Genomic DNA, 14,057 nt, shown 5'->3' with positions numbered 1-14,057 from the left:
GTAAGCGTTGCCCCAGCACCGTCTAGACCAATGTTGCCAAAGTGGACACAGTAGGCCCCACCAAACGAGTGGTGGAGACTACTTTGTCACCTGAGATAGCAACAGCAGCGAGACGGACGCGTAAAGGTACTCCCAACCACCCCATCGAGTTTCGGCGTGAACTCGCGAAGCTGGCATGTGAACCGGGTGTCTCGGTCGCACGACTGGCTTTGGAACACGGGCTCAATACGAATCTTTTGTTCAAATGGCGCCGAGCCTATCAAGCCGGGCAGTATGAGCCGCCGACACTGCTGCCCGTAGAAGTGGTGCACGAGGAGCGCACAATTGAGAACGCGGCTGTATTGCCGGCTCAGTCGCAGAGCAAGGCCCATCCAGTCGTCGCTGGTGTGATTGAGGTAAGCGTAGGCGTCGCACGCGTGCGTATCGAGGGCACGCCCGACCCGGCCACGCTGCGTGTTGTGTTGCGTACGTTGCGTGCCGCTGCGGAGGCTGAAACGTGATTGGTCTTCCTGTCGGCACGCGTGTCTGGCTGGCTGCCGGCGTGACCGACATGCGGGCAGGATTCAACAGCCTCGCGGCCAAGGTGCAAACCGTGCTCGAACGGGATCCGTTCTGCGGGCACGTCTTCGTATTTCGTGGCAGACGCGGCGACCTGCTCAAAGTGCTGTGGTGGAGCGGCGATGGCATGTGCCTGCTGATGAAGCGACTCGAGAAGGGGCGCTTCGTCTGGCCACAAGCCGACGGTGGCGTTATTTGCCTGAGCCCTGCGCAACTATCAATGCTGCTGGAAGGCATCGACTGGCGGCAACCGACGAGAACGGCACGACCGACGTCGGCGTTGTAAACGTCGCTGCTCGCGCGTAAACTGCCTGCATGACGCGCGCGAATCCGCTTCCCGACGATGTCGAAACGCTGAAGGCCATGCTGCTCAGCCAGGAGGCGGCACTTCGCGAGCGCTACGCGCAAGTGCTCAAACTACAGGAAATGGTCGACTCGCAACAAGCCGCGCTGGCTTCGCGCGCAGCGGAAGTCGAACACCTGAAGCTGCTCATTGCCAAGCTGCGCCGTATGCAGTTCGGCCGCAAGTCGGAGAAGCTGGACCGCCAGATCGAGCAACTTGAGTTGCGTCTCGAAGAGCTTGAGACTGACGAAGGCGCGGCACCGGTGGAAATCCCGAAGACGCCTCGCACGGCCGTGGAACAGGCACCGCGCAAGCCACTGCCCGAACATCTGCCGCGTGAGATCCAGACACACTTGCCCGAATTCGCCGGAAAGTGCACGCAGTGTGGTGGCCTGATGAAGTCGCTGGGCGAAGACGTCGCTGAACAACTTGAGTACGTACCGGCAAGCTTCCGGGTCATCCGTCATGTGCGCCCGAAGTTTGCCTGCGTGTGTTGCGACCACATCTCTCAGGCACCTGCACCGAGCCGTCCCATCGAGCGTGGTCTCGCTGGCCCAGGGCTGCTGGCACACGTGCTGGTCTCGAAGTTTGCAGACCACTTGCCGCTTTACCGGCAGTCGATCATCTACGCGCGGGAAGGCGTCGAGCTTGATCGCTCGCTGCTTGCCAAGTGGGTCGGGCACGCGGCGACGCTGCTGCAGCCACTCGTTGAAACACTACGTCGTCACGTGATGTCGGCGACGAAACTGCACGCGGACGACACGCCGGTTCCCGTGCTTGCACCAGGCAATGGCAAGACGAAGACCGGTCGCTTGTGGGTGTACGTGCGTGATGATCGTGCATCGGCCGACATGACGCCGCCGGCAGTCTGGTTTGCCTACACGCCGGATCGAAAGGGCATCCATCCGCAACAGCATCTCGATGCATTCAACGGTACGCTGCAAGCCGACGCGTACGGTGGATACCAGGCTATCTACGAAACCGGGCGAGTTACAGAGGCAGCTTGCTGGGCGCATGCCCGACGACAGTTCTATGAGTTGCACGTAGCGCGCCCCAATGCGTTGAACACCGAAGCGCTCGAGCGTATCGGCGCGCTATACAGGATTGAGGAAACGATCCGGGGCAAACCGCCCGATGAGCGCCGGGCGTATCGCCAGGAACATGCGCGGCCGCTACTCGATCGCTTCCATGCATGGCTCACCATGACACTGGAAACGCTCTCGCGCAAATCGGATACGAGCCAGGCGATCCTCTATGCGATGAATCGGTGGGAAGCGCTCACACGCTATTGCGATGATGGCCAACTCGAGATTGACAATCTGCCAGTCGAGCGCGCGCTACGCGGAGTGGCCATCGGTAGGCGCAATTACCTGTTTGCCGGTGCCGATTCCGGGGGTGAGCGCGCCGCTGCCATCTACAGCCTCGTTGGCACCGCAAAACTCAACGGCATCGATCCTGAGGCCTATCTGCGCTACGTGCTCACGCGCATCGCCGACCACGCGATTAACCGCATCGACGAACTCACACCGTGGGCCGTCGCCGATCAGCTCCGCCGCCCAGCCTGACAATCACGCTCTCCAGTCAAGACGTTGCTGCTGCCACGCTTACGTCCCTGGGCCCATTAGTACCTCGACAGAAATTGCAGGATTCACGCACCAAATGTCAGACCCCTGCGATTTCCACAATACCATTTTGGTCGTAAAGCCTCGCCAGACAAGGACTTCTCGATTGCCAGGTTCGACTCAGCATCTCAACTACCAACAAATGCGCGCGGGTCAACGCATAGCGACTTTCGGCAACTCTCGATTCTAAAACTTAAAACTTGCAATTTTGCACATATCACAGAGGCATCAACTCACAATCGAACTTCAAGCAATTGCACTACTGCTCTTGCGTCGCTGGAGAAATTGAATCAAACTCTTTCCGAGTGCGTTGCCCGGTGTTTCAATAAAGCGATACGTAAGTTCAGAAATAGACGTGACTACCGCCAGACCAATCGCTATCGACACGAGATACGCGGCAGTCACGTACGACACGTGTGCATAAATAAAGGCGAACACTTTCGACATTAAGAAAAGCGTTGTGGCATGACTAAGATAAACCGAATAGCTTATCCGTCCGTAAAATCTGGAAATGCGATTCACGATAATTACCGGGGACTTTATAGCCAAACCAATCAACAGTAAACCATAGATAGCTGCCTCGACTGTCAATCCGTCAAACCCACCAAAACCAATCAAGCCATATGCGACGGCCCAAATTCCCGCGATCCCAGCAGAAACGAACATTTCACCAATACCATACAATTTTGCCTTGTCGACATCGATAAGTCTAGAAATTCGATACACAACGATGCCGAACAGGAACGTTGGAAGATGATGAAGCAAACTGAAATTGTAGTAGGTCTCCACCAACCCCAAGTCGGCGATCATATGTGGTAGCGCCGCCCTCCATATCGCCCTCAGTAGCAAGGAAAAGAGGAAAAGAGCTGTTGCCTTTCCCAAGTTGCCTGCGCATTTGAAAAGAACAGGGAAAAAGACATAAAACAGCATTTCGACGCCGATCGTCCAACTCGCCCAAACGAAACCCTGTTCGCGCCCCGGAAAGAGATTCAAAACAAAGAAAACGCTGCGTGCAATTTCTGCAGGAGAATGAACTGTGTTGAAGACGAATATATCTCGAACGATATATGCGATTATCCATACATAAAACAATGGGGCGATTCGAAAAAAGCGCCGAATAAAATAATTCAACAATGGCGTGGATTCGTCGCGCTTGCGTGAATCCGTGGACAGGCAGAGCGTAAACGCACTGACCACAAAGAAAAGCGTTACACCCGATCCACCGAAACCCGTGAACGGAGCCAGCCATCGCGGCGCCACTGCCATTGGCGTAGTGATCAGGCTGAAATGGAAAGCGAGCACGTACAAGGCTGCAAAACCACGCAACGAGTCAATAAAACCGAGTTTCGGAGGCTGCATTTGTTAATCCGTTGTAGTTACTCGAAACAGCGTCCACCATACTGTCAAACATAGAAGCGAGGCGCACCGACCGAGGTCAAGACTGGCTCTTGGTCCAGACGGACTCCATTCCCGTCCGCCGGCCTGCAATCAGGCTCGCCTCGGCGACGACGCCACTACCATCAGCGGCAACAACCGCACCCACCTGCTCGTCTAGTCGATTGCAGTCATGCCCGGCAACGTTGCCTTAATGCCATCGAGAATTCGCGCATCGATACGGAACTGCGCGCAAAGATGTCGGGCATAACTATCAGCGACCTCTTCGGTCGCTACATCCAGATCGAAACGTTCCCGTACCCACAATTGGATACCGCGTATCTCTCTCAATTGAGATTCACCAAACCCGCCAATTGTTACGCTACTCCCGTGCCGCCGATGAAGGTTAAGTGAACTCTCTGTAAACGCCACTTTCCCCTTCGCCAGTACGTGTAGATAGACCATCCAGTCACCGGCGACACGAAACTGACGAATCTCGGCAAAGTGCGAATCGAGCACCTCAGCCAAGGCTTTCCGCTTAAACACTACCGCACTGACATTCGGGATAGTGTTCTTCACTGCGAGCGCATCGCGGATCTCATCAATGCCTTCATTGACGTAGTCGACTTGCCACTTGGTCGTAGAAATGTCCGCTACATAGTCACGATAATTCTCGGCCATCACTTCGCCCGTCTCAGCCATCTGCTTCGACTCGCTGTAGCTCAAGACCGTCGCCTCATCGTCGAAGCCTTCGATCGTTGTGCCAAGGAAATCCGGAAGTGCCAGATCATCCGCTTCCGCAATCCACACGTAGTCACCGTGCGCAAGGTCGACACCGCGCTTCCACTGTGCAAAAACCGAGCCTGAGTTTGTCGCATTGACGATGAGCCGATTGTCAACTGACTGGTTTGCCAGCACCGACTTGATTACCGATACGCTGTCGTCACTCGAGTTATCGTCGAGGACGATCACTTCATAGATGGGATATCGTTGCTTGAGAATGGACTCGAGCCGGTCTTCGATGAAGCGTGCGTAATTGAAGTTTGGTACTACGACGGAAACTCGCTTCAAGCCGATTCCCAACAGATCCAGCAGGTCGAACACGTAATGCCTGAATGAAAACTCGTCCGCAATGATCCGGGCGCCCGTCGCTCCCATGCGTCGAGCCTCTTCGGGCTCGGTCAAAAGCCTCTGCACGGCAGCCGTGAAAGCCTTGACGTCCTCTAGCGGTACAAGCAATCCGCAGTCGCGAACTATCAGTTCACTGGCGCCCGTTGCCCCTTCGAAAGCGACGACGGGCACGCCCACCTCCAACGCTTCAAGGACAACAGACGGAAACGGATCTTCACGCGACGTAAGCGCAAGGACATCGGCGCCTGCGTAATAGACATCCGTATCTGTCTCTAAGCCTGGGAAAACGAATCTGTCGCGGAGCGGGTGATGAACCAACAAAGCATCGACGATCTCCTGCGCTTTGGATTCCCAATGACCGACCCAAACGAAGTATGTGTCCTTCAACTGCGAGCCCAGCTCTACTCCGATCCTCGCGAACAGGTCAACGCCTTTCCGCAGATCAGCATACCCGACTCCAAGCACAATTTTGGCGTCACCGGGAAGATGAAGCTTTTCACGCAGTGCGGACCGTGCGCGACCTTGATCACCTCGTAACTGATTCCGCTTGTAAAGCCCTTGGGGCCTCAACCGACTACGGGCTTCAGCGGCAGGCATCATCGTCCGGAAGGACCCTCTGACTGATTCGGCAGGAAACACGATTGCAGATGCGCTTTCACTGATTCGTTTGGCATGGCGCTCCAGATTGTATTTCGCGAGCATCCCTTGTAGTTCGTGAACGAGCGATATACACCTGAAGCCGCCATCGGCTAATGTGCCTGCAAACAGTCCGGACACGGTCGAATTGCAAATTGCCACATCAAAGCCCCGCGAGGATAGCTTGCTCACGAGACTCCGCGCCTCCTCCCCTTCGGGATCTACTTCCTTGAGATCGTAGACGCTGCTCCAATTTGCGAACTCATTCCTCAAAGGGCCGGCTCCCAATAGCACCGTTGCCACTTCAAAATTGAAGTCGGCCGCCAGTGTGCGAACCAGATTTAGCGCGAGGAATTGTGCACCATGGGCATAAGCATCGTGAGAAACCACAACGATCTTGCGACCACTCAGGACCGCATTTGCACGGACGAGTGCGTTGTTGGTCGCCTGAAGCCAAGCGTAGCCGTACTTGCGGTCCGGTTCGAGGTGTGCCCCCTCCGCCCATTCGTTCCACGCGTTGATAAATACAAGCCGCTCGTCGGGATTATCAACTTTAGCGACCGTATATGAGGCTGCGTTAAACAACCACTCTTCATAGAGCCGCGGTGTCGAACCAAGGAATACAGTACCCCGTCCCGGCTTGCGGGCTTCGTTATCCCACGACGGAGTCACCCCGCGGAACAATCGATAGTTCGGCGTTTCGTAGTTGTAGCTCTTCTCCAGATAATGCGTCCAATCTAGAACATGCCCCGCAAACTTGTCATTGAAAAATGTCAGTTCATTTGCAAGCGACGGCGGATGTGCGTTATTGGGCGGGAATTCCACCGCGGCATCGAAACCATAGTCACGCGGATCGGCATTCTCGAAGGACTGCGTATAGGCGAGATACAACTCCCCGATCCCATTCTCGCGCGCCCATTTACGCCACCGTTCGACAGTCTCACGCGCATTGGGAAGCAGGTTCGGACGGTACACCATCAAATAGGGGCGACCGTTGATTCTGATATACCGCGGATCTTTCAGGTACGACGAAATATGCTCGATGAACGCGAGGTCATCCTCCGCGGAGTGATGCTGCGAGATCAGACGCTCCTGATCGAGACCATCCCATCGTCGAGTCCAGTTTTCATTCGCCCAGCAGAGACAAAACGGAAAATCAAACTCCGAATGCTCGAGGTATTGACGAATGGGCGCCTCCATCAAGCGCTTGCCTCCAAACCAATAAAAATAGAAGCAAAATCCACCTAGACCCGCGGCTTTCGCGAGTTCGACCTGCCGTCGTTGAACCTCCGGAATACGTAGGTCATAAAAACCGAGCTCGCCAGGCAGATGCGGTTGATAGTGGCCGGCGAATTGGGGGACCGCACGCGTGACATTTGTCCACTCAGTGAACCCCTTACCCCACCATTCATCGTTTTCAGGGAATGGATGAAACTGCGGCAAGTAGAACGCGAGTGCACGTACAGGCACATTCCTGGGTGCAACGGGAGGCAACGCCTGGTAGTTAGCGTCGGGACTGACGGCAGTGACGGGCAGCACATACGATGTCAGGTTCGCCGAGTCCTCCCTGGACGCAGGAACGTTAGCGGGTGCCACAGCCTCAGCGGGCGCGTCCGCTTGAGCAACCGTCGATGCGGAACGCAAATGGGCGCGCAGCGAAGCCCAGTCTTGGTAGGCCCGCGTATGAGCGAAGAGTCCCGGAAAGGCACGAAAGGCCGCGCCTTTGATCCGCCGCTTGGCACCAAATGGCACGGGAGCGAGACGATAGACCATGCGCGTTACCGACCGTAACGCGGCAGCACGCTCCTCGCCTCCGTGCGCGATGCGCCCGGCGAAGCGGATCGGCTTCGAAATTCGCCACGACGTACTCGAGTATATTTGCGCCAACTGTTCTTGGTTTCGCCTAGCCTGAACCTCGCGTTGCTGCAATGCCAAAATGAGTCGGTTTCGCTCCGCCGCCACGGCCTCTCGCTGCCCTTCGATCATCGCTATGGAATCGTCGCGTAACGTCACTTGTTTCTTGGCGTCGAGGAGGCTTCTCGACAATGCCGCAACATCTCGATCAGCTTCGGCCAACGAATCGCCGACGGACTGCATGCCCACTGACGCCGCCAGATCTAGCATGACTGCCCAGCCCGGTTTGATCATCGTCAGAACCGCGTGTGGCACTGGAATGGTCAGCCATGGGTCGTCTGTGGTCACGACCAGAGTCGCTGGTTGAACGGATTTTCGAAAGAAAGAGCCATGGACCTGATCGAGCCCCTCGCAGCGGCCATCCCACGACCAGGCGGGCTTTCCATCCTCGTTGACAAGAGAGATGTCGAACATCCGCACCAGACAAGGCCGGTCGCTAAGATCTAGCCTCAGACTAACGATGTCGAGATGCGCCGCATTCGGTTCACGTATTTCGAGGCGAACCTGCTGCCTTGATTCATTGGCGAGTACGTAGCATCCGATCGCGTGACGTTCTGTCCACGTCTCGTCCTGCGCGACGTGCCAGTACAACTTACATTCGATTCGACCGTCCTGAACCTTGCCAATGCCTGCCCCCGCCCCGCCCGGAGCCTCGTAGACGCTACTGTCGAGCTTCGGCATTTCGACGTCGGACGCAATCGCGACAAAGTAGAGCGGACGCGCGACCCCCATCTCTTCCACCTTGCTCGTGGAATCGGCACCGGGGATGGTCGTCAGGTGCGTAGCAGTGTCCTGCAAAGGCGCGAGCATTGACCCCGTCACAACACGCTGACCATACAACTCGACATTTCGAAACTGCTGGCGCAGCAGCGTTTCGAATTCGTCGAGATACAGCTCCTTCACGTGGAACGGATTTGCATAGCCCGTCACATCCGAGTACTCGTACTTATTCGGGCTGGAGATGATCAGCACTCCGCCTGGAACAAGTACTCGCTTGATCTCACGCATCATTTCTTCATGCTGGTCATGATGCTCGATCGTCTCAAAGCTGACCACGACGTCGACACTGGCGTCCTCAAGCGGAATACTTGCGGCTGAGCCGACTTCAAACCTCAGATTGACCGCTCTGTTGCAATACTCAGCGCGGGCATGCCGAACTGCGTCTTCACTAATGTCCACACCGACGACGCTCGAGGCTGCACCGGATAGTGCATAAGATCCATAGCCCTCACCACATGCGATATCCAGCACTCGCCGTCCGGTTGCAAGCTTTGCCGCGAGCACATAACGATGCACGTGCTCCAGTTCGATTTCTGTAGACATACCCGGGATAAAGCGCTCGCCATCCCACGCAAGGTCCTCTCCGCCCTGACCCGAAAGTCCGCGGTCAATATCGTCGTTATGCATTTCGCCCTGATTCGTTTCCAACCGGTTGTTCGACATACGATGTGTGATTAGTGTGCAGCCACTGCAGTGGAGATTCCGATGTTCAGCATAGGAATGGCCATGAGCTGGTGCGCTGTGCTGGACGCGTGAACCTTCAAGGCTAGCGCGTCATGAATCCAATGAAGCTGAACGTGCGACTGTTGCGTGCCGTCGGCGATGGCCACGTTCACAGAGTAGTCGCCTACAGGCAGAATCGGCATGGCAAAAGTAAATTCCGCCCGCACAACATCACCTTCTTCACCCGCAACAGGTCGGTCCTGATAATTGACGAACGTGTTTTCTCCGAACAAGGGCTGTCCCAAGATGTCGTTAACAAAAAACCCGACAATTGTTGATCCGACCGTTTCATGGAGTTGTGCCGTTACCCTGAGCGTTACACGCTGCCCTCCAACGACCCATCCAAGGGCACTGCCCTCTTCGTTCAAAAACTCGACATCACCGATGCGCGCGCCGCCCGTGCCAAACGAGGCCGCGACACGATCGAAGCGCATGACTTCGATGTCATTTCGAAATCTCGATCGATTGACGATAGAACGACGGTTGTCGTATGTGTCCGTGGCCACAGGTCGAGCTGCCTGACGTTGCTGCGTACGAGGCGGCTGATTCGCGCTCAGTGTCGGTGCCGCATCGTAATATGCTTCCAGATAGGCTTCGCAAACTTCACCGGGGTCCCCTGACCGCATCACGACGCCCTTGTCGATCCAGACGACCCGATCACACAGCTTCTTGACCGTGGACGTGTCATGGCTCACAAAGAGAATCGTGCCCCGCTCCCGGAAACGGTCCATAAAGCGCAAGCACTTTTGGTTAAAGAACGCGTCCCCGACCGCGAGCGCCTCATCAACGACAAGAATGTCGGCGTCCACGTGAGCGATTACCGCAAACGCCAATCTAACGAACATACCGCTCGAGTAGGTCTTGACTGGTTGATCTACGAAGTCACCGATGTCGGCGAAGCTGATGATGTCGCTCAGACGCTCGTCCGCCTGCGCACGCGTGAGCCCGTGAAGTTGCGCGTTCAGATAGATGTTTTCACGCCCGGTGTATTCCAAATCGAATCCCGAACCGAGCTCCAGCAGGGCCGCCACTCTGCCGGAGGTTTCGATCGATCCGTCGGTAGGATTGAGCGTTTGGCAGACGATCTGTAGCAGCGTGCTTTTACCGGATCCATTGCGTCCAATAATGCCAACGGTTTCGCCTCGGGTCACCTCGAGATCGACGCCATTGAGCGCCCAGAATGTCTTCGAACATTCATTCGCAATCGTGCGCGCCCGCTCTCGAACTGCCGCCCAAGGCAAAATACGACTCGCCCCTCCAAAAAAACCTTGCTTCAGGCGCTCGGCGGGCGTTTCGTATGAGCTAAATCCTTTCCTTATCTTCGACGCTCGGATGACTACCTGACTGCACATAGGTACGGCTTCCTTCGAAAAGATCATGGATTCAGGCCGTCCTCCAACACCGAACCCACACGTGTTCAAACTTACGCATTCTATCAAACGGCCGAATGCCGCCTTCGACCCGGGCGCCCGGTCTCACGGCTGCCAAGTCTGTAGCGCCCTGTAAGGTTTCAAATCGGCCACAAAATAGTGAGTCGGTCATAATCACGAATCACTGGACGAACCAATGATTCCCCGCAGCGCAACAAGGCTTCATCGTTTCGCTAACCGAAAACAAGTCTGGCGGAGTTCATCAGCGTTCTGGTAAATATTACCTGTATAATTTTAGGATTCTGTAATCTTCGAATCCGCGGCCGACGTCGCCGCTTGTCAACCACAATTTACCGATATGTTCATTGTATTTGGCTCACCACGATCAGGCACAACCTTGCTCAAGGAGTGCCTTAACCTGCATTCGCAGGTTTTCATACCCATGCAGACAACAGTCATCAGCACGGCCGCGCACCTGATCGGAAGTATCAGCGACTGGGCGAAAGCTCGTGACGTGGTGACTGAAATGCTACTCGCATCAGACGATTTCGCGACAATTTTCAGTCAGCATCTCTCGGAAGCCGACGTGCGCAGCGCTGTAGCAAGCGCCCCGCCGACTTTTGCGGGTGTAATCGATGCGTTGTATTCCTCACTTGCGAGCAAGCTGCAAAAGTCGATCTGCGGCGACAAGTCGCCCGACGACCTGCTTTCCATCCGAAAACTTGAACAGGTAGGCCTTTTCGATTCATCGATCAAGTTCGTTCATATCGTGCGCGACGTGCGCGGTTCGGTTGCCTCGTTGCTCAACGTCGATTGGGCACCCAAAGGAATCGACGAATACTTCCCGCGTATCTGGAGCTACACAAACTTACATGTATTCCACGCGCTGAACAAAAAACCGAACTATGTGCTTCTGAAATACGAGGATCTGGTCATCCGGCCAGAACACGAGCTAGCACGGATCACAGAACTCTTGAGGTTGCAGTTTGAAGAGTCGATGCTTGATGCAAGTCAGCGAGGGCCGGAGCTTCGTACGAATCAAAGCCATGTGAATCTGGCTCAACCTTTCCTACCCGACCGGATTTCCGCATGGCAAGATCAGTTGCCGGATCGGGTCCGGCACCATTGTGAGTTCAGTGCGAGAGAGGCCATGCTCACATTTGGTTACGAATGATGCAATAACGGCTTAAGTTGTGCTGCATAGCACTGGTGAACAAGGTACGCAGGACAGTCCGCCTGCGTCACTATGAGATAATGGGACTTAGCCGTCAGCCGTAGGAGGTCAGGCCTCCATCAGCAATCGGCACCATGCGGCGCCGGTTGGACGGGCGCAGCAACCGTATTTCGCCCTTTTGTTCACCGACACCCATGCAAAGTTTCAGTGCCTCGCCGATGTATCTTTTGGCGTCGATGGCGAAGAATCGCCGTTTGATGTTCGACCTTGCCCGCAGAGACGCAGTGGGTCGATACAAAGGGTCGATGCTGGGCATTCTCTGGTCGCTTCTCACTCCGCTGCTGATGCTGAGCGTCTACACGTTCGTTTTCAGCGGTGTTTTCAAGTCGCGCTGGGGCAGCGGCGGACCGGAGGGATCGCACGCACAGTTCGCTGTCGTGCTTTTCGCAGGCATGATCATGTTCAATGTATTCTCGGAATGCCTGAACCGTGCCCCGACCATGGTGCTTGCGAACACAAACTTCGTAAAGAAAATTATATTTCCGCTGGAAATTCTCCCCTGCGTTTATTTGCTGTCGGCACTCTTCCACCTGTGTGTCAGTATCACCATACTTCTTATCGCCGAATTCCTCGTGCAAGGATATATACCCATAACGGCATTTTTGTGGCCGTTGGTTCTGCTCCCATTATGTATTTTGATCCTCGGGATATCGTGGCTGCTTTCGGCCACTGGTGTTTTTCTGCGCGACATTGGCCAGACGATTGGTATTTTGATCACAGCATTGATGTTTCTTTCCCCTATTTTCTTTCCTGTAGCATCGCTGCCGCCCCGATTCCAAGCGTTCGTTTACTGGAATCCTCTCACGTTCCCAATTGAGCAAAGCCGAAACGTACTCATTTGGGGTAACTCGATCGACTGGTTCGCATGGTGCATTTATATGGCCCTGAGCGCGATCGTGGCGTGGGTGGGATTCGCGTGGTTCCAGAAGACCAGGAAGGGCTTTGCCGATGTCCTCTGAAGTCGTGATCGAAGCAACAGGGCTGGGAAAAGGGTTCGACTCGTACGCCCGCCCGTCCGATCGACTCAAGCAGTCCGCCTGCAATTTCGCCGCTCGCATTTCCCCAATCGGCTCGTTGCGTGCATACTTTTCTCAGCGCGCAAAGGACGCGGCTCAAAAATTTTGGGCGTTGCGAAATTTCGACTTGGAGGTTCGGCGAGGAGAAACAATCGGCATCATTGGACGCAATGGCTCAGGCAAGAGCACACTGCTCCAGATGATCTGCGGGACGCTTTCTCCCAGTGAAGGCAACGTGGTTACCCATGGGCGCGTCGCAGCATTGCTCGAACTTGGCTCGGGCTTCGACGTCGAGTTCACTGGTCGCGAGAACGTATACATTAACGGCCAACTAAATGGGCTGACACGAGAACAGATTGACGAAAGGTTTGAGGCAATTCGAAGCTTCGCAGATATTGGCGATTTTATTGATCAGCCCGTCAAAACCTATTCTAGTGGCATGTTCGTCAGGCTCGCGTTTGCAGTAATTGCACATGTCGACGCGGACATTCTCGTTGTCGACGAGGCGCTCGCCGTAGGCGATGCATTCTTCACGCAAAAATGCATGCGTTTTCTTAGACAGTTCATGCAAAACGGCACGATTCTATTCGTCAGCCACGATTCTTCAGCTGTCCGCAGCCTCTGCACGAAAGCAATCTGGCTCGAGCGAGGCAAGATTATTGCCTCCGGCGATCCCAAAAGCGTGTGTAATCAATATCTCGAAGCCTATTACGAAGCGCAGCAGGGAAAAAGCCAGGTCGAGGCAGTCCCGACCCTACACCAAGAAGAGGAGCTTACCGAGCGCGACGACCAACGTTCGCACTTCCTCGCGCAGCCCGAGATTGATGTCCCAGCTTTTACGCTCAGTCCTGTCGACTCTTCTCTTTATGATGATTGGGCGACGATTGAGTCCGTGAGATTGCTGAAGAACAATGGCGAACCGCTGACGTGGACCACTGGCGGCGAGATAGTCTCTCTGAGAATTGTCGCGCAATCAAAGTTTGCTGAAAGGGGGGTCGTCGTCGGCTTCGTTGTAAAGGACAAGTTGGGCAGAACGCTCTTTGGCGACAACACTTATTGGGAAACGTTTAACGATCGAGTCGACTTGTCGCCGGGCGAAAGCATGACGAGCGAATTCACTTTTGCAATGCCCGTACTTATGCCCGGCGACTACGCAATTGACGTTGCCATTGCCGTCTCCGAAGGAGATGGCGATCGCGAGACGAACTGGCAACATGGTGCGTACTTCTTCCGATCAGAAGCCGCGACCTCGTCCACGGGACTCATCGGCATACCAATGCTCGAAGTGTCTTTAAGTCTCGACAATCCCCACACCTACTAGTGCATCTTTGTATGGCCAGTCAGATTGACCCCGCT

9 protein-coding genes are annotated in these 14,057 nt (G+C 55.2%); 6 read left to right on the top strand and 3 right to left on the bottom strand.

What is annotated here, in order from left to right; translation table 11 throughout:
- Positions 1-83: 83 nt before the first annotated feature.
- The 3 genes from tnpA to tnpC are packed head-to-tail and all read left to right on the top strand — an operon-like array spanning position 84 to position 2,466.
- Complete coding sequence (gene tnpA, locus BLT65_RS37830) at positions 84-500, top strand: IS66-like element accessory protein TnpA (protein ID WP_091776185.1); 417 nt, start codon at positions 84-86, stop codon at positions 498-500.
- Positions 497-844 (top strand): IS66 family insertion sequence element accessory protein TnpB, encoded by a 348-nt coding sequence (gene tnpB / locus BLT65_RS37825; protein ID WP_091776188.1) that lies wholly within the window; start codon positions 497-499, stop codon positions 842-844. The genes tnpA and tnpB overlap by 4 nt, the downstream gene beginning before the upstream one ends.
- A gap of 29 nt (positions 845-873) precedes the next feature.
- Positions 874-2,466: an IS66 family transposase gene (gene tnpC, locus BLT65_RS37820; protein ID WP_091776191.1), complete on the top strand. Its 1,593-nt coding sequence runs from the start codon at positions 874-876 to the stop codon at positions 2,464-2,466.
- Between the two features lie 303 nt (positions 2,467-2,769).
- Here the strand turns inward: tnpC and BLT65_RS37815 are convergent, their stop codons facing one another.
- The 3 genes from BLT65_RS37815 to BLT65_RS37805 form a co-directional block, all read right to left on the bottom strand.
- A complete protein-coding gene (locus BLT65_RS37815) occupies positions 2,770-3,882 on the bottom strand; it encodes an acyltransferase family protein (protein ID WP_091788113.1) in 1,113 nt (370 codons plus the stop codon).
- Between the two features lie 192 nt (positions 3,883-4,074).
- Positions 4,075-9,021 (bottom strand): glycoside hydrolase family 99-like domain-containing protein, encoded by a 4,947-nt coding sequence (locus BLT65_RS37810; protein ID WP_091788110.1) that lies wholly within the window; start codon positions 9,019-9,021, stop codon positions 4,075-4,077.
- A gap of 11 nt (positions 9,022-9,032) precedes the next feature.
- Positions 9,033-10,433, bottom strand: a complete 1,401-nt coding sequence (locus BLT65_RS37805; RefSeq protein WP_091788120.1) for an ABC transporter ATP-binding protein — start codon at positions 10,431-10,433, stop codon at positions 9,033-9,035.
- Positions 10,434-10,809: 376 nt separating this feature from the next.
- On the opposite strand from BLT65_RS37805, the gene BLT65_RS37800 reads away from it, so the two are divergent.
- The 3 genes from BLT65_RS37800 (at position 10,810) to BLT65_RS37790 (ending at position 14,022) form a co-directional block, all read left to right on the top strand.
- A complete protein-coding gene (locus BLT65_RS37800; RefSeq protein ID WP_091788107.1) occupies positions 10,810-11,625 on the top strand; it encodes a sulfotransferase in 816 nt (271 codons plus the stop codon).
- 194 nt (positions 11,626-11,819) lie between these two features.
- Positions 11,820-12,644, top strand: a complete 825-nt coding sequence (locus BLT65_RS37795) for an ABC transporter permease (RefSeq protein ID WP_091788103.1) — start codon at positions 11,820-11,822, stop codon at positions 12,642-12,644.
- Positions 12,634-14,022: an ABC transporter ATP-binding protein gene (locus BLT65_RS37790; protein WP_091788100.1), complete on the top strand. Its 1,389-nt coding sequence runs from the start codon at positions 12,634-12,636 to the stop codon at positions 14,020-14,022. Before BLT65_RS37795 ends, BLT65_RS37790 begins: the two co-directional genes overlap by 11 nt.
- The last annotated feature ends 35 nt before the right edge of the window (positions 14,023-14,057 follow it).

The organism is Paraburkholderia steynii, assembly GCF_900100565.1.
Taxonomy (GTDB): Bacteria; Pseudomonadota; Gammaproteobacteria; order Burkholderiales; family Burkholderiaceae; genus Paraburkholderia; species Paraburkholderia terrae.
The sequence above is the reverse complement of the archived record's forward strand: the minus strand, read 5'-3'. Positions and strand labels throughout refer to the sequence as shown.

What these genes read in the sequence shown, in the direction of transcription:
- tnpC (WP_091776191.1), top strand. Translation starts at nt 874, where the DNA reads ATGACGCGCGCGAATCCGCTTCCCGACGATGTCGAAACGCTGAAGGCC.
- BLT65_RS37815 (WP_091788113.1), bottom strand. Translation starts at nt 3,882, where the DNA reads ATGCAGCCTCCGAAACTCGGTTTTATTGACTCGTTGCGTGGTTTTGCA.
- BLT65_RS37810 (WP_091788110.1), bottom strand. Translation starts at nt 9,021, where the DNA reads ATGTCGAACAACCGGTTGGAAACGAATCAGGGCGAAATGCATAACGAC.
- BLT65_RS37805 (WP_091788120.1), bottom strand. Translation starts at nt 10,433, where the DNA reads ATGTGCAGTCAGGTAGTCATCCGAGCGTCGAAGATAAGGAAAGGATTT.
- BLT65_RS37800 (WP_091788107.1), top strand. Translation starts at nt 10,810, where the DNA reads ATGTTCATTGTATTTGGCTCACCACGATCAGGCACAACCTTGCTCAAG.
- BLT65_RS37795 (WP_091788103.1), top strand. Translation starts at nt 11,820, where the DNA reads ATGCAAAGTTTCAGTGCCTCGCCGATGTATCTTTTGGCGTCGATGGCG.
- BLT65_RS37790 (WP_091788100.1), top strand. Translation starts at nt 12,634, where the DNA reads ATGTCCTCTGAAGTCGTGATCGAAGCAACAGGGCTGGGAAAAGGGTTC.